Source organism: Streptomyces sp. NPDC057424, assembly GCF_042803315.1.
GTDB lineage: Bacteria > Actinomycetota > Actinomycetes > Streptomycetales > Streptomycetaceae > Streptomyces.
In genome coordinates, this window is the sequence record NZ_JBHVCP010000004.1 from 131,021 (window position 1) to 148,826 (window position 17,806).

Below are 17,806 nucleotides of genomic sequence, written 5' to 3' on the forward strand. Positions count from 1 at the left end.
AGTCCGCATGTGCCGCCCTCGACGGGTCTCGTCCGACTCCCGATATACGGATGGGGGCTCCAAGAGGCTCACGGCGGCACTCAGCGCTTCCGACCGTCAACCCTTGGCTACTTCGGAGTCAGGTCGCGATTCGCAACCGTGTGCGGGCACACGACGAGCGGGCAGCCACCCCTCCGAAAGGGCAGACGGAAGCCCTGAATGTGAAGTCAGTCACGCACTGTCGACGCGTGGGAAACCGGTGCCGGTCAGCCGTAAGTATCGCCCGGACCGGTACTGCCGGGGGCACGCAGCGGACCGTAGCGGCGAGCGGGGCCGCCCGGGCCCTGCACCTTGATCAGCTTCACCCTGCCGTGGCCCAGGTCCTCGTTGAGGCGCGCGACCAGCGTGGGCGCGAGCAGCCGGAGGTTCGTCGCCCAGGCCGTCGAGTCACAGCGCACCGTCAGGACGTGCTCGTCCTCGTCGTACCTCTCCGGCACACAGTGCTTGGCCACGTCCTCGCCGACGATCTGCGGCCAGCGGCCCATCACACCGCCCACCGCGGCCGGCGCCTCCCAGCCGCGTTCCGTGATCAGCCGGTTGATCGCGGAGCCGAGCGCCATGGGGTCGCGCCCGTCGGCACGCGCGCCGGAGCGCAGACCGCCGCGGCGCGCCTGCTTCTTCTGCTGCGCCGCGTCCCCCCGCGCACGTGCGGCTTCCTTGGCGGCGCGCAGCGCCACACGCGCGAGGTCGACACCGGAGGGCTCGGGGGGCTTCGGGGCACCAGGTGTGTTCTCCGTCATACGCGCTCCACCGTCCCCTCGGACACGGCGAACCGCGCCCCGGACAGCACATGCGGCACGTCGTCGTCCACCGCGGCCGTCACCAGGACCTGCTCGCCGGGCGCGACCAGTTCGGCAAGACGCTCACGGCGGCGGGTGTCCAGCTCGGCGAAGACGTCGTCGAGCACCAGCACCGGCTCGTTGCCCTCAGCTCGGAGCAGGTCGTACGAGGCCAGGCGCAGCGCCAGCGCGTAGGACCAGGACTCACCGTGGGAGGCGTAGCCCTTGGCGGGAAGCTGGCCGAGCTTGAGCTGGAGGTCGTCCCGGTGCGGGCCGACCAGGGTGACGCCGCGCTCGATCTCCTGCTTGCGGGCCTCGGCGAGCGCGGCCATCAGCTGCTCGAAGAGATCCTCGCGCGTGTGCGCCTCGCCCGGCGCGGACGGCCTGTACTCCAGCGCGATCGGGCCGCCGCCGGGGGCGAGTTGCTCGTAGGCCTTGTCGGCCAGCGGCTGGATCGTGGCGATCAGGTCCAAGCGCTGGGCGAGCAACTCGGCACCCGCGCGCGCGAGATGCTGGTCCCACACGTCCAGGGTGGACATGTCCATGGCGCGGCCGCCGTGCCGTCGCGCCAGCGCGGCCGACTTCAGCAGGGTGTTGCGCTGCTTGAGGACCCGGTCGTAGTCGGAGCGCACCCCGGCCATGCGCGGCGAGCGCGCGGTGATCAGCTCGTCGAGGAAGCGGCGCCGCTCACCGGGGTCGCCCTTGACCAGTGCGAGATCCTCGGGCGCGAACAGCACGGTCCGCACGATCCCCAGCACGTCCCGCGGCCTGACCTGCGAGGACCTGTTGATACGGGCCCGGTTGGCGCGCCCCGGATTCAGCTCCAGCTCGATCAGCTGCTGCCGTTCGCCCTGGCGGACCTGGGCCCGGATGATCGCGCGCTCGGCGCCCATGCGGACCAGGGGGGCGTCGGAGGAGACCCGGTGGCTGCCCAGAGTGGCGAGATAGCCGACGGCCTCGACGAGGTTGGTCTTGCCCTGCCCGTTCGGCCCGACGAAGGCCGTCACACCGGGATCGAGCGGGACCTCGACCCCGGGGTACGAGCGGAAGTCGGCCAGCGACAGATGCGTGACGTGCATGGTCGTTTCGCCGACCTCCCCGGACGTTCGTGGACTGCCGTGCAGCCCTGTGGACTACTTCTTCTCGACCGCGTGGCCGCCGAACTGGTTCCGCAGCGCCGCGATCATCTTCATCTGGGGCGAGTCCTCCTGGCGGGAGGCGAACCGCGCGAACAGCGACGCGGTGATCGCCGGCAGCGGCACCGCGTTGTCGATGGCGGCCTCCACAGTCCAGCGTCCCTCGCCGGAGTCCTGTGCATAACCCCGCAGCTCGTCCAGGTGCTCATCCTCGTCGAGCGCGTTGACCGCGAGGTCGAGCAGCCAGGAGCGGATGACCGTGCCCTCCTGCCACGAGCGGAAGACCTCCCGGACGTCGGTCACGGAATCGACCTTCTCCAGGAGCTCCCAGCCCTCGGCGTAAGCCTGCATCATCGCGTACTCGATGCCGTTGTGGACCATCTTCGCGAAGTGGCCCGCCCCGACCTTGCCGGCGTGCACAGAGCCGAAGTCACCCTCCGGCTTGAGGGCGTCGAAGACCGGCTGCACCTTGGCGACGTTCTCCTTGCCACCGCCGTACATCAGCGCGTAACCGTTCTCCAGGCCCCAGACGCCGCCGGAGACCCCGCAGTCGACGAAACCGATGCCCTTGGCGGCCAGCTCCTCCGCGTGCTTCTCGTCGTCGGTCCAGCGGGAGTTGCCGCCGTCCACGACGACGTCACCGGGCTCCAGCAGCTCGGCGAGCACGTCGATCGTGCTCTGCGTGGCCTCACCGGCCGGGACCATCACCCAGATCACGCGCGGGGCGCTGAGCTTGCCCACAAGCTCTTCCAGGCTGTGGACATCGGCGAGGTCCGGGTTGCGGTCGTATCCGAGGACGGTGTGACCTGCGCGGCGGATCCGCTCGCGCATGTTGCCGCCCATCTTGCCGAGGCCGACGAGACCGAGCTCCATCAGTTGTGTTCCTTAGGTTCTGCGACGTGGCGTGGCGGCACGTGCGTACCGCGAGGCACTCTCGTACCCGCGTCCGAGCCTAAACCCGGACGCTCGCGCACATCTGTGGGCATACGCGCTCACTCGTACGCCCCCACCTGCGGATTTGCCCTCAGCCTGTGGACAACCGACCGGCGATCCTCGGCGCCTCACCCGCCCTCGGACGGGATCAGCCGCTGAGGCGCACCGGCATGATCAGGTACTTGTAGGCCTCGTCCGCCTCGGCGTCCAGCGCCGGCTTGCCGCTGAGCAGCGCGGGCTTGGTGGACGTCGTGAACGACAGCTGGGCCACCGGGGAGTCGATCGCGCTCAGGCCGTCCAGCAGGAACGTCGGATTGAAGGCGATCGAGATGTCGTCGCCCTCGAGCTGCGCGTCAACCCTTTCCACAGCCTGTGCGTCGTCGCTGGAACCTGCCTCCAGGATGAGCACGCCCTGCTCGAAGCTGAGCCGCACCGGGGTGTTGCGCTCGGCGACCAGGGCCACGCGCTTGACAGCCTCCACGAAGGGGGCGGTCTCGATGACGGCGACGCTGTTGAACTCCGTCGGGAACAGCGTGCGGTACTTCGGGAGGTCGCCCTCCAGCAGACGGGTCGTCGTACGGCGCCCCGCGCCCTCGAAACCGATCAGGCCCTCGCCGGAGCCCGAGCCGGACAACGCCAGGATCACCTGGTCACCGCTGGTCAGGGCCTTGGCCGTGTCCAGGAGCGTCTTGGCGGGCACCAGGGCGACCGCGGAGGCTTCCGGGTTCTCCGGCTTCCACAGGAACTCGCGGACCGCGAAGCGGTAGCGGTCGGTGGACGCCAGCGTGACCGTGTCGCCCTCGATCTCGATGCGGACACCGGTGAGGACGGGCAGCGTGTCGTCACGGCCGGCCGCGATGGCGACCTGGGAGGCGGCGGAGGCGAAAACCTCACCGGGGACCGTGCCCGTCGCGTTCGGCATCTGGGGCAGGGCCGGGTACTCCTCCACCGGCAGCGTGTGGAGTGTGAACCGCGACGAGCCGCAGACCACCGTCGCCCGTACACCGTCTGTGGAAATCTCCACCGGACGGTTCGGGAGCGCCCGGCAGATGTCCGCGAGCAGGCGGCCGGAGACCAGGACCGTGCCCTCCTCGTCGACCTCGGCCTCCACGGACACCCGTGCGGAGACCTCGTAGTCGAAGCTGGACAGGCTCAGCTGGCCTTCCTCGGCCTTCAGCAGCAGGCCGGCGAGGACAGGCGCCGGCGGACGGGCCGGGAGGCTGCGTGCCGCCCAGGCCACTGCCTCCGCGAGTACGTCGCGTTCCACCCGGATCTTCACTGTTGCCGCCTCCTGCTGTTGCCGGCGCTTCTCGCTCTGCCTGGCCCTCGTCGTCTGTCTCGGTGCCGACGGTCCCTGTGACGGGGAGGACACCGGGGACCAGTCTGACGCACCGCACTGACAGTAGGTGCCTCTCGGGGTCAAGTCGTGACGAGGTGCGGTCGGGCACCGGAGAGCGAGTTGTGCACAGGGCCCCCTTCGAAACGGATTCCCAGCTCTCTCTAGTCGGGAGTAGTAGTAGGGCCTGTGGATACCGTGGATAACCTCGTTTGCCCAGCTCAGGGCAGGAATTTTGTCCACGGGGCCTGTGGGTGGAGGCGGTGGACAACTGGGCGTATCTGTGGAGAACAGAAAGTTCTGCACACGCCGTGCACAGGGTGAGGCGAGTTCTCCCCAGCGCCGTCCCCAGCTTTACCCAGCTTTCCCACAGCCCAACCCGGCACCTTTGTGTGACGCCTTTCACTCGACCCGGTGAGGAGGTGCGTCGCGTTGCCGAACAGTGGACAGGCATGTGGAGAAGGAGCCGCTTGCTGGGGACAACTCCCCCCAGCCTGTGGGTGGCCGGTGGACAACTCGGTGCACAGCCTGTGGATCATCTCGTCGTCCACAGTCTGTGGAGATCCTTTGTCCACGAATCCACAAGGACCTGAGCTGGTCTGATGGTCTTTCAACAGCGGCCGCTGTGGACACGATCTGGACAACTCCCCGGTCCCCAGGATGTGGACGGCAGAAAGTCCCCGAATCTGTGGAGGGAGGCCGTAACCCGGCGATTAATCGAACAGCGGGTTGCGGCTGGGTGCCTGGGGTGAGGGCCGGTGATCCGCCTTGGCGGGCTCGGCGCGGGCTCGGCGGAGCCGGAAGTCCCCTCCATACGGAGACCTGGCGGGGTCTTGGAAGCCCCCTGCACAGGGAGAAAGGGCGCCCCCGAAACCTCAGGGAGCGCCCTCAGCGGCGTACCGGCGTCGCCGTCAGCCGTTCTTGATGCGGTTGGTCAGCTCTGTGACCTGGTTGTAGATGGAGCGGCGCTCGGCCATCAGGTTGCGGATCTTGCGGTCCGCGTGCATGACCGTCGTGTGGTCGCGGCCGCCGAACAGCGCGCCGATCTTCGGCAGCGACAGGTCGGTGAGCTCACGGCACAGGTACATGGCGATCTGCCGGGCGGTGACCAGGGCGCGGCCGCGCGAGGTGCCGCACAGGTCCTCGACGGTCAGCCCGAAGTAGTCCGCCGTCGCGCCCATGATGGCCGTGGAGGTGATCTCGGGGGCCGAGTCCTCGCCGCCGGGGATGAGGTCCTTGAGGACGATCTCCGTCAGGCCCAGGTCCACCGGCTGCCGGTTGAGCGAGGCGAAGGCCGTGACCCGGATCAGTGCGCCCTCCAGCTCGCGGATGTTGCGCGAGATCCGGGACGCGATGAACTCCAGCACCTCCGGCGGCGCGTTCAGCTGCTCCTGCACCGCCTTCTTGCGGAGGATCGCGATCCGCGTCTCCAGCTCGGGGGGCTGGACGTCCGTGATCAGGCCCCACTCGAAACGGTTCCGCAGCCGGTCCTCCAGCGTCACCAGCTGCTTCGGCGGCCGGTCGCTGGACAGCACGATCTGCTTGTTGGCGTTGTGAAGTGTGTTGAAGGTGTGGAAGAACTCCTCCTGCGTCGACTCCTTGTCCGCCAGGAACTGGATGTCGTCGACGAGCAGGATGTCCATCTCGCGGTACCGCTTGCGGAAGCTGTCGCCCTTGCCGTCGCGGATGGAGTTGATGAACTCGTTGGTGAACTCCTCCGAACTCACGTACCGCACCCGCGTGCCCGGGTAGAGGCTGCGCGCGTAGTGCCCGATCGCGTGCAGCAGGTGCGTCTTGCCGAGACCGGACTCCCCGTAGATGAACAAGGGGTTGTACGCCTTCGCCGGCGCCTCGGCCACAGCGACCGCGGCCGCGTGCGCGAAGCGGTTGGAGGCGCCGATCACGAACGTGTCGAAGAGGTACTTCGGGTTCAGACGCGCGGTGGGCTCACCCGGGCCGGTCGCCGGTGCGGGCTGCGCGGCCAGCGGCCCCGGCGCACCGGTCGTCGGCAGGTTCGGGCCGACCGGGCCGCCCCGGTGCACGTGCCCCGAGCCGGCCGGTGTCTCGGGCGGCTCCCGGCGCACCGGGTCGCGCTGGTCGTAGTCGGGGCGTGGCGCGTCGTAGTCGGAGCGCTGCTGCTCGTAGGAGGGACGCTCCATGGCCTGCGGGCGGTAGTCCTGCGAGGGGGAGCCCCCGTATGCGTCGGGGGAAGGCGGGCCGTAGGAGGGGTCCTTGGACCCGTAGGTGTCCTTCGTCCCGTAGGCGTCATGGGAGCCGGAGCCGGAGCCGGAGCCGGAGCCGTATGCATCCTGCGGGTTGTACTGGTCCTGGGTGCCGTACGAGTCGTGCGCGGGTGACGCGTACGGGTCACGCTCGGGAAAGCCGAGGCGCTGCTGCTGCCAGCCGTACTCGTCCTGCTGCTGCGGTCGCGGCCAGGCGCCGGGCTCGGGGCGCTGGTACTCGGACGGGTAGGCGGGCCGGGCTGTGGGAAGTTGATCTGCGCGCGTAGGAGGAAGCTGATCGCCGGTTGGTCCGGGCAGTTGATCGGCGCGGTGGCGGCCGTAGCCCTCGTATCCGTCGCGGTCCTGGCGGTCCTGGCGGTCATAGGCATCGCGGTCGGGGCGGTCGTATCCGTCGCGGTCGGGGCGGTCGTATCCGTCGCGGTCGTGGCGTGCGGCCGGAAGCTCGGGCTCCTCGTAGCGCGGCTGGGGGCGGGCCGGGGGCGCCGGCGTGGCGGGGGGCTCGCCCGCAGAGTCGTCGACGGTGATCGCGATCCGGATCGGGCGGCCGCACTCGCGGCTCAGCGTCTCGCTGACGATCGGCGCCAGCCGGCCCTCGAGTACGCCCTTCGCGAATTCGTTCGGTACGGCGAGCAGGGCGGTGTCCGCGACCAGCGCGAGCGGCTGGCAGCGCCGGATCCAGTGCTCGTCCTTCCCTTCGACCCCTTGGCCGCGGCCCTCCCCGAGGAGCTGCTCCAATACGCGTGGCCACACTGCGGCAAGATCGGCAGGTACGTCAGCCACAGGGCACGCTCTCTCACAGGTCCCACGAACGTGTGGTTCTGGGACGGCTCGGGATGTAAATCGGGTGGGGCAGGGATAAGGGAACGAATCGGAGTTCCGTCACGGTAGTCAGGGCGGCCACTGCGGTTCAAGTCGTTGTCCCCAGGCTGTGGACAAGTGTCTCCCGGCGGCTCCTGGTTTGACCGGATGGCGTAGCCGCGCGTACCGTAACCAGGTCGAGTTGTCGATGGCTGCTGCCGCCTGCCTCCGATGGGCACAGATCATTTGGGTGATCGGTCAGCGGTGCACTCGGGCGTAACTGCGAGCTACTCGTGGGCGCACGGTGACAGCCAGGACGGCACCCCGCAACCACCGATTCTTTCTGGAGCCCCCGAGTGAGCAAGCGCACCTTCCAGCCGAACAACCGTCGTCGCGCGAAGACCCACGGCTTCCGCCTGCGGATGCGTACCCGTGCCGGCCGCGCGATTCTCGCGAACCGTCGCAGCAAGGGCCGCGCCAGCCTGTCCGCCTGATCCCGATCAGGTCATGACGTCGTGCTGCCCACCGAGAACCGGCTGAGGCGGCGCGAGGACTTCGCGACCGCGGTACGGCGAGGCCGCCGGGCAGGACGCCCGCACCTCGTCGTCCACCTTCGAAGCGGTGCCACGGACCCGCATGCGCCTGGGGAGAGCGCTCCCCCGACGCGTGCGGGTTTCGTCGTGAGCAAAGCAGTGGGTGGCGCGGTCGTGCGCAACAAGGTGAAGCGCAGGCTTCGCCACCTGATGCGCGAGCGAGTCGCCCAGCTGCCCCCCGGTAGCCTGGTAGTCGTACGAGCGCTGCCCGGATCGGGCGACGCCGACCATGCACAGCTGGCCCGAGACCTGGATGCCGCTCTCCAGCGGTTGCTGGGAGGGGGCGCGCGATGAAGTACCCGCTGCTGGCTCTGATCAAGCTCTACCAGTGGACGATCAGTCCGCTGCTCGGGCCGGTCTGCAAGTACTACCCGTCGTGCTCCCACTACGGCTACACGGCCATCGACCGGCACGGTGCCGTCAAGGGCACGGCGCTCACGGCCTGGCGCATCCTGCGGTGCAATCCGTGGTCGCTGGGCGGTGTGGACCATGTTCCTCCGCGTAAGCGTCCGCGGTGGCACGAAATGTTGCGTCACGCGTGGCGTGCACGCAAGGGCGGGCCCTCCGCCGCCGACCCGGCCACCGAGGGACAGACTTCTCCCACGAGACCGTCGAGTCCTTCGAGCCCGGCCGCAGAGACACCGTCCCATGCCCAAGGAGCATGATTAGTGGACACGATTGCCAGCCTCTTCAGCTTTATCACCACACCCGTCTCCTGGGTCATCGTCCAGTTCCACTCGGTGTACGGCGCCCTCTTCGGCCCCGACACCGGCTGGGCCTGGGGCCTGTCGATCGTGTCCCTGGTGATCCTGATCCGTATCTGCCTGATCCCGCTCTTCGTGAAGCAGATCAAGGCGACCCGGGCGATGCAGACGCTCCAGCCCGAGATGAAGAAGATCCAGGAGCGCTACAAGAACGACAAGCAGCGTCAGTCCGAAGAGATGATGAAGCTGTACAAGGAGACGGGCACCAACCCGCTCTCCTCGTGCCTTCCCATCCTGGCGCAGTCCCCGTTCTTCTTCGCCCTGTACCACGTGCTCAACAGCATCGCGTCGAACGACACCATCGGCGTGATCAACGACAGCCTGCTGCAGAGCGCGCAGAAGGCGCACATCGTCGGTGCGCCGCTGGCGGCGAAGTTCACCGACAGCTCGTCGAAGGTGGAAGCACTCGGTGCCTCCCTCACCGACGTCCGCGTGGTCACCGCCATCATGATCGTCCTGATGTCGGCGTCGCAGTTCTTCACCCAGCGCCAGCTGATGACGAAGAACGTCGACACCACGGTGAAGACGCCGTTCATGCAGCAGCAGAAGATGCTGATGTACGTCTTCCCCGTCATGTTCGCCGTCTTCGGCATCAACTTCCCCGTGGGTGTCCTCGTCTACTGGCTGACCACCAACGTGTGGACCATGGGCCAGCAGATGTACGTCATCCACAACAACCCGACCCCGGGTTCCAAGGCTCAGGCCTCGTACCTGGAGCGCCTGCACAAGTACGTCATGGAGCACAACAAGGTCAGCCGGCGCCGTGACAAGGCCGTCGTGAAGGCGATCGTCGCCAAGGGCCGCGACCGCAACGAGTACGAGCGCAAGTTCATCAACGGCCTGAGCAAGGCCGGCCTCGCCGCCCAGGCCGACGGCACCGTGATCAAGAGCGACACCGCGGCCGCAGCCCAGGCCGAGGACGGTACGCCGACCACCGCCACCGGTACACCGAAGCGCCAGCAGCCCAAGCGGCAGAGCAAGTCGCAGCGTCAGCACGGCGGAGCCGGCGCGAAGGCAGCCGGTGAGGACGAGCCGAAGACGTCGCTGACCAAGTCCGACGAGCCCGAGGACGCCAAGCCCGCCGCCGCTGCCAAGAAGGGCGGCGCGAAGCCCGCCGGCGGTACCCGCAGCAAGGCCCAGTCCGGACAGCGCAAGGGTCCGCAGCGGCCCAAGTCCCCGTCCAAGAAGTAAGAAGGAGTCCATCCCGTGACGGAAGGCACCACCTCCGCCGCTGCCGAGGGTGCAGACACCCTGACTCGCCTGGAGCAGGAAGGCGAGATCGCGGCGGACTACCTGGAGGGTCTGCTCGACATCGCCGACCTCGACGGCGATATCGACATGGACGTCGAGGCCGACCGGGCCTCCGTCTCGATCATCAGCGACACGGGCGGCCGCGATCTGCAGAAGCTGGTCGGCCGTGACGGCGAGGTGCTGGAGGCGCTCCAGGAGCTCACCCGTCTGGCCGTGCACCGGGAGACCGGTGACCGTAGCCGGCTGATGCTCGACATCGCGGGGTACCGGGCACAGAAGCGCTCGGAGCTCTCCGAGCTGGGCGCCAAGGCCGCCGCGGAGGCCAAGAGCAGCGGTGAGGCCGTCAAGCTGAAGCCGATGACGCCCTTTGAGCGCAAGGTCGTGCACGACGCGGTCAAGGCCGCGGGCCTGCGCAGCGAGTCCGAGGGCGAGGAGCCGCAGCGCTTCGTCGTCGTGCTGCCCGCCTGATCGGCCCTTACGTTCCCCGGCCCCGTCTGTTGCGCAGGCGGGGCCGAACTTTGTCAGCCTGATAGTTCTGGTGGTTTCGGTGTCGGCGCCGGGTGCGCCGACGCGGTACGGAAGGACGGTCCCCCGTGACGGAGGCAGCGGAGCTTCCCCCCGCGCCCGAGCAGGCGCGCGAGGTGTTCGGTGATCGCTTCGCGGATGCGGTGCGGTACGCCGAGCTGCTCGCTGAGGCGGGCGTGCAGCGCGGTCTCATCGGCCCGCGTGAGGTGCCCCGCCTGTGGGAGCGGCATTTGCTGAACTGCGCCGTGCTCTCGGAGGTCGTGCCCGACAGCGTGACGGTGTGCGATGTCGGCTCGGGCGCCGGTCTCCCCGGCATTCCGCTGGCGCTGGTCCGTACCGACCTGAAGATCACGCTCCTGGAGCCGCTGCTGCGGCGCACCAATTTCCTCTCCGAGGTCGTGGAACTGCTCGGGCTCGATCATGTCACCGTCGTGCGTGGCCGGGCCGAAGAGGTCATGGGCAAGATCCAGCCTGTCCATGTGGTGACGGCCCGTGCTGTCGCGCCGCTCGACCGGCTCGCCACCTGGGGCATCCCGCTGCTGAGGCCGTACGGGGAGATGCTCGCACTCAAGGGTGACACCGCCGAGGAGGAGCTGAAGAGCGCGTCGGCTGCACTCAGCAAGCTGGGCGCGGTGGAGACATCCATCCTGCATGTGGGTGAGGGCGTTGTGGAGCCGATGTCCACTGTCGTACGGGTCGAGGTCGGGGAGAGTCCCGGCGGTGTGCGCTTCGCCGCGAAGCGCGCCAAGGCGGCTCGCACGGGGCGGACGCGTCGTCGACGCTGAGCTGAACCGTATCGAACGCACTGATCCGTCCTGAGGACGAGACGTACTCCACACAAGCTGTCAAACCTATGCGTGCCGGAGTGTCGCGACATTCCGGCCTCCGCGGCTGTGCATCGTGTTTCACGTGAAACGTCGCTCACTGCTGCACGGCATCATCAGTCGTGGCCGCGCTGCGGCCGAACCCCGCGACCGAAAGCCTCTTGGTTCACTCGATGAGGGGCCTGAGGTATCCACAGAGGTGGATTTCTCCACAGAACGCCAGGCCTCACTGGTTCACGACCCCGAAGACATGGGAGGCTCTGTTCATTGCGAGCCTGAAGTCGAGGAGAGTGAATCCTTGCGGTCCGACGCCAACATCGCGGGACCGATGACCGATCCGGTCCCCGGTCCCCGTACCGAGTCGATGGGGGCGGATGTTTCACGTGAAACACCGCCTCCGATGGACGACACTCCCATCGGTCGTGCTGCCCAACTGGCGGTGGAGGCTCTGGGTCGTGCCGGCGAGGGCCTGCCACGGCCCGAGCAGACCCGAATCATCGTGGTTGCCAACCAGAAGGGCGGTGTGGGCAAGACGACGACGACCGTCAACCTTGCCGCATCGCTGGCACTGCACGGTGGCCGGGTCCTGGTGGTCGACCTCGACCCACAAGGCAATGCGTCCACCGCGCTGGGGATCGACCACCACGCCGAAGTTCCTTCCATCTACGACGTGTTGGTGGATAGTAGGCCTCTCTCCGAGGTCGTCCAGCCGGTCCCCGATGTCGAGGGTCTCTTCTGCGCCCCTGCCACGATCGATCTCGCCGGTGCGGAGATCGAGCTGGTGTCCCTGGTGGCGCGAGAGAGCAGGCTTCAGCGCGCGATCCAGGCGTACGAGCAGCCGCTGGACTACATCCTCATCGACTGCCCGCCCTCACTCGGTCTCCTGACGGTCAACGCGCTCGTGGCGGGCCAGGAAGTTCTGATCCCCATCCAGTGCGAGTACTACGCACTGGAGGGTCTCGGGCAGCTGCTGCGCAACGTCGACCTGGTGCGGGGGCACCTCAACCCCGCCCTGCACGTATCGACGATTCTGCTCACCATGTACGACGGCAGGACACGCCTCGCGTCGCAGGTCGCGGAAGAGGTGCGCACCCACTTCGGTGACGAGGTACTGCGGACAAGCATCCCCCGCTCCGTCCGTATCTCGGAGGCGCCGAGTTATGGGCAGACGGTACTGACTTACGATCCAGGATCGAGTGGTGCCCTCTCCTACCTTGAGGCGGCACGAGAGATCGCGCTGAAGGGCGTCGGCATCAGCTATGACGCGACGCACGCCCATATCGGCGTACAGCAGAACGACCCGAGCATGGTGGAGGGCATCCAGTGAGCGAGCGACGGAGGGGGCTGGGCCGTGGTCTCGGCGCACTGATCCCTGCTGCACCGACGGAGAAGTCGGTGGCCCAGGCCGCGGCGGGAAACACTGCATCCACGTCCCCCGCGGCAGTGCCCGCGCTGCCGAATGATCGTGGTGTGGCCGCGGCGAAGGTGGCGACTCTGCCGTCTGTTTCACGTGAAACAGAGGAGCCGACGCCGCTGAGTGCCCCCGCCGCGCCGGCGGCGCCGATGGGTGCGCACTTCGCCGAGATCCCCCTCGACTCCATCACGCCGAACCCACGCCAGCCTCGTGAGGTATTCGACGAGGACGCGCTGTCCGAGCTGATCACCTCCATCAAGGAAGTGGGGCTCCTCCAGCCGGTCGTGGTACGGCAGGTCGGTCCCGCCCGGTACGAGCTCATCATGGGTGAGCGCCGCTGGCGAGCCTGCCGCGAGGCTGGGCTGGAGGCGATCCCGGCGATCGTGCGGGCCACGGAGGACGAGAAGCTCCTTCTGGACGCCCTGCTGGAGAACCTGCACCGCGCCCAGCTGAACCCGCTGGAAGAGGCAGCCGCCTACGACCAGTTGCTGCGGGACTTCAACTGCACGCATGACCAGCTGGCGGACCGCATCGGCCGATCCCGTCCGCAGGTCTCCAACACCCTGCGTCTGCTGAAGCTCTCGCCGGCCGTGCAGCGCCGGGTCGCCGCCGGGGTGCTCTCTGCCGGTCATGCACGGGCGCTGCTCTCTGTCGAGGACTCGGAGGAGCAGGACCGGCTGGCTCACCGCATCGTGGCCGAAGGTCTCTCGGTGCGGGCCGTCGAGGAGATCGTGACCCTGATGGGATCGCGGCCCCAGAAGGCTCAGAAGCCCAAGGGCCCGCGTGCCGGTGCCCGGGTCTCTCCTGCGCTGTCCGATCTGGCGACGCGGCTCTCGGACCGCTTCGAGACGCGAGTGAAGGTCGACCTGGGGCAGAAGAAGGGCAAGATCACTGTCGAGTTCGCCTCGATGGAGGATCTTGAGCGGATCCTCGGCTCACTCGCTCCTGGCGAGGGGCCGGTCCTGCAGAAGAGTCTTCTGGAGGGTGATACCGAGGACGACGAGTCCTGAGTCTCTGCTGTGCAGGAGACAGAGCGGGCCGTGTCCGGTGTGTGCCGGAACATGGTCCGCTCTTTCCTTTCTGGCGGTATCGATGGAATCGCATCGTGGATACGATGCGTTCGGGTACGGCGCAACCACTCGGCAGCACCTCTGAGAGGTAGGCAGGGGCCATGCGAACCATGAGCCGCACCGGACTGGTGAGCGCCGGTTTGGGGCTGGGAGCGGTCGGTGGGTTCATCGGCAGTCTCCTCAGGGAACGGAGCGCTCTGACAGCCGCCCGCGACGCGGCGGCGGGCGAAGGAAGCGAGGATCAGCCTTCATGGGCCGCCGGCTCGTACCGCTCACGCTGGACAACCTCCAGGACCTTCCCAAGCGTTGCCGCTCGTGCGTCTTCTGGGAACTCGACCCGGTCAGCGGTGAGGCCGCGCTGAAGGCGGGTACATCGGCTCCGGAGAAGGAAGCCTGGATCTCAGCGGTTCTACTGGACTGGGGATCCTGCGGGCGGGTCGTGTACGTCGACGACGTGCCGGTGGGCTTCGTTCTTTACGCCCCACCCGCTTATGTCCCCCGCTCCACGGCGTTTCCCACGAGTCCCGTGTCGCCTGACGCGGTGCAGCTGATCACCGCGTTCATCGTGCCGGGCTACCAGGGGCAGGGACTGGGCCGGGTGATGGTTCAGACGGTCGCCAAGGATCTGCTGCGGCGCGGGTTCAAGGCGATCGAGGCCTTCGGAGACGCGCGCTGGAAGGAGCCTGCTTGTGTGCTGCCCGCCGATCATCTTCTGGCTGTCGGCTTCAAGACGGTCCGCCAGCACCCCATCCATCCCAGGCTGAGGCTGGAACTGAGGTCGACGCTCTCCTGGAAGGAAGATGTCGAGATGGCGCTGGACCGGCTTCTGGGAGCCGTGCAGAAGGAGCCGGCCCTGCGACCGCTGTAGCGCTGGCAAACGAATGGGCCAACCCGTCCGGGTTGGCCCATTCGTGTTTCACGTGAAACATGACCCGTCGGGGCGACGGGTCAGTCGATTCACTCGGCGATGAACTCCTCGAGGTCGCGAACAATCGCGGCCTTCGGCTTCGCGCCCACGATGGTCTTGGCGACCTCGCCACCCTGGTAGACGTTCAGGGTCGGGATGGACATGACGCCGTACTTGGCGGCCGTACCCGGGTTCTCGTCGATGTTCAGCTTGACGATCTCGATCTTGTCGCCGTACTCGGAGGCGATCGCCTCGAGGGACGGCGCGATCTGGCGGCAAGGGCCGCACCAGGCGGCCCAGAAGTCCACCAGAACAGGCTTGTCGCTCTTGAGGACGTCCTGCTCGAAGGAGTCGTCGGTCACATTCTTCAGGGTGCCGGCCACGGCGGGCTCCTTAACTGGTTGGTGCGTGGGGCGGGTAGGGAGAGGTCAGACAGAGGTCTTCTCGGGCTCGGGCTGCTCCTCGCCCGCCAGGGCGGCGAGGTAGCGCTCAGCATCGAGGGCTGCGGAGCAGCCGGTCCCGGCCGCGGTGATCGCCTGACGGTAGGTGTGGTCGACCACGTCGCCGGCAGCGAAGACACCAGTCAGGTTCGTGCGCGTCGACGGCGCGTCCACCTTCAGATACCCCTCTTCGTCCAGGTCGAGCTGGCCCTTGAAGAGCTCGGTGCGCGGGTCGTGGCCGATGGCGATGAACAGTCCGGTCACGGGCAGGTCCGAGATCTCACCGGTCTTGAGGTTGCGCAGCTTCAGACCCGAGAGCTTCGGGTCGCCCTGGATCTCGGCGACCTCGCTGTCCCACACGAACGAGATCTTCGGGTCGGCGAAGGCACGCTCCTGCATGGTCTTGGAGGCCCGAAGGGTGTCGCGACGGTGGACGACGGTCACGGACTTGGCGAACCGCGAGAGGAAGGTGGCCTCCTCCATCGCGGTGTCGCCACCACCGATCACGGCGATGTCCTGGTCCTTGAAGAAGAACCCGTCACAGGTGGCGCACCAGGACACGCCACGGCCCGAGAGAGCGTCCTCGTTCGGCAGACCGAGCTTGCGGTGCTGAGAGCCGGTGGCGACGATGACGGCCTTCGCCCGGTGCACCGTGCCGGACGTGTCCGTGACGGTCTTGATCTCACCGCTCAGGTCGACGTTCACGATGTCGTCCGGGACGAGCTCGGCTCCGAAGCGCTCCGACTGGGCGCGCATGTTGTCCATGAGCTCGGGGCCCATGATGCCGTCCTGGAAGCCCGGGAAGTTCTCGACGTCGGTGGTGTTCATGAGCGCACCACCCGCGGTGACGGCGCCCTCGAACACCAGTGGCTTCAGCGACGCGCGCGCGGTGTAGAGCGCCGCCGTGTAGCCGGCGGGCCCGGAGCCGATGATGATCACGTTACGGACGTCGCTCACGGCTGGATTCCTCGTCTCTGGACTGCGTCGTTCGACCGGTGGGAGCCTTCTAGGAGCTCTCACCCCACCCAACGGATCCTAAGGGGCGCGCATTCCCACTGTGTCCGGGCACACGGAGATGCGGCACCAAGCCCCCGTGGCGAAGGCGAAGCGCTCGCTCAGGTGGACGGGTAGGTGCGCTCCAGGAGCACCTCGCCGACGGCGGTGGAGGCCGCGTGATCCACACAGGTGGCGTCGACAATGTAGGCGGTGACCCGACTGGCGTCGGAAGCGTCGGGAAGCAGCACGAGCATGGCCTTCTTCCCTTGATAGGTGCCGTTCTCGGTGGCAAGGGCCGCATCGTCGCGCCCGATGCCGGCGCGGACGCAGCCGGGCACCACGGCTTCCCTGAAGACCTTGGGCTGGTTGGTACCGGGGGCCGTCGCCGCGCCGAAGGGGGTGCGGGAGCCGCCGCCCTCGGTCTTGTTCTCGGCCAGGAGACCGGTGACCTGCTTCTGCAGTTTCCCCTCGGAGAAGGTGTCCGTGGCGGTCGTCTGCCGTTCGCCCGCGGTGTCATCGCCGAGCGACGAGAGCAGGACGGAGCCCAGCCCCAGGGCGGCCACCGTGAAGACGGTCCCCAGAACGGCGATCCTGCGGCGTCCGACGCGCGTGCGGCCCTTGCGGCCCGGCCCGGTTGTGGAAGCGCGGGGGCGGCCGACAGGCCGGTCAGGGGGCGACGATGTTTCACGTGAAACATGCGTACCGCTGTCGTCTTCGGAAGAGGAACGGAGAGCACTCACCGGCTCGGGGCTCTCCGTGGACTCCGAGCCCTTGGCGTTCAGCAGTGTCTCGGCGGCGAGAGCGGCATCGATGCGGCCCGCGACATCGGCGGGCATGCGCGGCGGACCCGGCAGCGTGCCGAGCAGGTCGCGGATCTCCGCCAGGGAGGCGTACACGTCCGCGCAGAGCTCGCACTCGTCCAGGTGCCGGCGCAGATCGGTGGTTCGGGCCGGCGGGAGGAGTCCCTCGGCGAGGTCGGAGATCTCCGCGACGTCCGGGTGCCCGGCCATGTCTGTCGTCGACGTCACGCTCGTCCACCTCCGCCCTTCACTGCAGCTGAGTCGCTCGGTCCTGTGTCCGGGGGTCCCGCTCGGCGCGGCCCCGCTGCGGGTGGGACGGCTGGCCCCTGCGTCCGGTTCCGTTCTCCGCCGGGGTTCTTGCCCTCACCACTGCTGTCCGGCCGTAGGTGGGTGAGCAGCGGCAGGAGTCTGGCTCTTCCGCGCGCACATCTGCTCTTCACCGTGCCGGTCGGCACGTCGAGAATGCGGGCCGCTTCTGCGACCGGGTAGCCCTGCATGTCCACCAGGACGAGCGCGGCACGCTGGTCGGCCGGCAGGGTTCCCAGGGCTTCGATGAGCTGCCGGTGGAGATCGTTGCGCTCGGCGGGGGCCGAGGCCGACTCGTGCGGCTCCAGCAGCTGTTCCAGGCGCTCGGTGTCGTCGACGGGAGAGGTCTTCCGGGAGCTCGCCTTGCGGGCGCGGTCCAGGCAGGCGTTCACCGTGATCCTGTGCAGCCACGTCGTGACGGCCGACTGGCCCCGGAAGGTGTGGGCGGCCCGGTAGGCGGACACGAGGGCGTCCTGCACGGCGTCAGCGGCCTCCTCGCGGTCGCCGAGCGTCCGCAGCGCGACGGCCCAGAGCCGGTCGCGATGCCGCCGCACGATCTCACCGAAGGCGTCGGGGTCGCCTTCGACGTGCCGGGCGAGCAGATCCTGATCGCTCACTCCGTCATATCCGGTGCCGTCTGCCATCGGCCTCC

Annotated in this window: 18 protein-coding genes; 9 read left to right on the top strand and 9 right to left on the bottom strand. The window is 68.2% G+C overall.

Annotated features, from left to right (window positions below; translation table 11 throughout):
* Positions 1-245: 245 nt before the first annotated feature.
* From ACFU3E_RS05755 to dnaA, 5 genes are all read right to left on the bottom strand, one after another.
* Entirely contained in the window at positions 246-779 is a 534-nt protein-coding gene (locus tag ACFU3E_RS05755) for a DUF721 domain-containing protein (RefSeq protein ID WP_384152574.1), read from the bottom strand.
* The gene (gene recF, locus ACFU3E_RS05760; RefSeq protein WP_384152577.1) at positions 776-1,897 is read right to left on the bottom strand and encodes a DNA replication/repair protein RecF; all 1,122 of its coding nucleotides are present in this window, start codon (positions 1,895-1,897) and stop codon (positions 776-778) included. The genes ACFU3E_RS05755 and recF overlap by 4 nt, the downstream gene beginning before the upstream one ends.
* A 54-nt stretch (positions 1,898-1,951) precedes the next feature.
* Positions 1,952-2,827 carry a phosphogluconate dehydrogenase (NAD(+)-dependent, decarboxylating) gene (gnd, locus tag ACFU3E_RS05765; RefSeq protein WP_384152581.1) on the bottom strand — a complete coding sequence of 292 codons (876 nt, stop codon included), beginning with the start codon at positions 2,825-2,827 and terminating at the stop codon, positions 1,952-1,954.
* Between the two features lie 208 nt (positions 2,828-3,035).
* On the bottom strand, positions 3,036-4,166 hold the full coding sequence (dnaN, locus tag ACFU3E_RS05770; protein WP_384152584.1) for a DNA polymerase III subunit beta: 1,131 nt from the start codon (positions 4,164-4,166) through the stop codon (positions 3,036-3,038).
* A 968-nt stretch (positions 4,167-5,134) separates the two neighbouring features.
* Positions 5,135-7,246, bottom strand: coding sequence for a chromosomal replication initiator protein DnaA (gene dnaA, locus ACFU3E_RS05775; protein ID WP_384152588.1), 2,112 nt, complete (start codon positions 7,244-7,246; stop codon positions 5,135-5,137).
* A gap of 374 nt (positions 7,247-7,620) precedes the next feature.
* Here dnaA and rpmH point away from each other — a divergent pair, with 374 nt between their 5' ends.
* The 9 genes from rpmH to ACFU3E_RS05820 all read left to right on the top strand — a co-directional run bounded on the left by rpmH (position 7,621) and on the right by ACFU3E_RS05820 (position 14,573).
* On the top strand, positions 7,621-7,758 hold the full coding sequence (rpmH, locus tag ACFU3E_RS05780; protein ID WP_005482975.1) for a 50S ribosomal protein L34: 138 nt from the start codon (positions 7,621-7,623) through the stop codon (positions 7,756-7,758).
* A gap of 21 nt (positions 7,759-7,779) precedes the next feature.
* Positions 7,780-8,151 (top strand): ribonuclease P protein component, encoded by a 372-nt coding sequence (gene rnpA / locus ACFU3E_RS05785; protein ID WP_078625383.1) that lies wholly within the window; start codon positions 7,780-7,782, stop codon positions 8,149-8,151.
* On the top strand, positions 8,148-8,522 hold the full coding sequence (gene yidD / locus ACFU3E_RS05790; RefSeq protein ID WP_384152592.1) for a membrane protein insertion efficiency factor YidD: 375 nt from the start codon (positions 8,148-8,150) through the stop codon (positions 8,520-8,522). The genes rnpA and yidD overlap by 4 nt, the downstream gene beginning before the upstream one ends.
* 3 nt (positions 8,523-8,525) lie before the next feature.
* Positions 8,526-9,812 carry a membrane protein insertase YidC gene (yidC, locus tag ACFU3E_RS05795; RefSeq protein ID WP_384152595.1) on the top strand — a complete coding sequence of 429 codons (1,287 nt, stop codon included), beginning with the start codon at positions 8,526-8,528 and terminating at the stop codon, positions 9,810-9,812.
* 15 nt (positions 9,813-9,827) lie between these two features.
* Positions 9,828-10,340 carry a R3H domain-containing nucleic acid-binding protein gene (locus ACFU3E_RS05800; RefSeq protein WP_053670147.1) on the top strand — a complete coding sequence of 171 codons (513 nt, stop codon included), beginning with the start codon at positions 9,828-9,830 and terminating at the stop codon, positions 10,338-10,340.
* Positions 10,341-10,465: 125 nt separating this feature from the next.
* Entirely contained in the window at positions 10,466-11,182 is a 717-nt protein-coding gene (gene rsmG / locus ACFU3E_RS05805) for a 16S rRNA (guanine(527)-N(7))-methyltransferase RsmG (RefSeq protein WP_384152598.1), read from the top strand.
* Between the two features lie 289 nt (positions 11,183-11,471).
* On the top strand, positions 11,472-12,548 hold the full coding sequence (locus ACFU3E_RS05810) for a ParA family protein (RefSeq protein ID WP_104779124.1): 1,077 nt from the start codon (positions 11,472-11,474) through the stop codon (positions 12,546-12,548).
* Positions 12,545-13,645, top strand: a complete 1,101-nt coding sequence (locus ACFU3E_RS05815) for a ParB/RepB/Spo0J family partition protein (RefSeq protein WP_384152601.1) — start codon at positions 12,545-12,547, stop codon at positions 13,643-13,645. The genes ACFU3E_RS05810 and ACFU3E_RS05815 overlap by 4 nt, the downstream gene beginning before the upstream one ends.
* A 310-nt stretch (positions 13,646-13,955) precedes the next feature.
* Complete coding sequence (locus tag ACFU3E_RS05820; protein WP_384152604.1) at positions 13,956-14,573, top strand: GNAT family N-acetyltransferase; 618 nt, start codon at positions 13,956-13,958, stop codon at positions 14,571-14,573.
* An 89-nt stretch (positions 14,574-14,662) separates the two neighbouring features.
* Here the strand turns inward: ACFU3E_RS05820 and trxA are convergent, their stop codons facing one another.
* The 4 genes from trxA to sigM all read right to left on the bottom strand — a co-directional run bounded on the left by trxA (position 14,663) and on the right by sigM (position 17,798).
* On the bottom strand, positions 14,663-14,995 hold the full coding sequence (gene trxA / locus ACFU3E_RS05825) for a thioredoxin (RefSeq protein ID WP_030847066.1): 333 nt from the start codon (positions 14,993-14,995) through the stop codon (positions 14,663-14,665).
* Positions 14,996-15,040: 45 nt separating this feature from the next.
* A complete protein-coding gene (gene trxB, locus ACFU3E_RS05830) occupies positions 15,041-16,009 on the bottom strand; it encodes a thioredoxin-disulfide reductase (protein WP_384152607.1) in 969 nt (322 codons plus the stop codon).
* Between the two features lie 158 nt (positions 16,010-16,167).
* Positions 16,168-17,076 (bottom strand): anti-sigma factor family protein, encoded by a 909-nt coding sequence (locus ACFU3E_RS05835; protein WP_384152610.1) that lies wholly within the window; start codon positions 17,074-17,076, stop codon positions 16,168-16,170.
* Positions 17,073-17,798 carry an RNA polymerase sigma factor SigM gene (gene sigM / locus ACFU3E_RS05840; RefSeq protein WP_384152613.1) on the bottom strand — a complete coding sequence of 242 codons (726 nt, stop codon included), beginning with the start codon at positions 17,796-17,798 and terminating at the stop codon, positions 17,073-17,075. The genes ACFU3E_RS05835 and sigM overlap by 4 nt, the downstream gene beginning before the upstream one ends.
* Positions 17,799-17,806: the final 8 nt, after the last annotated feature.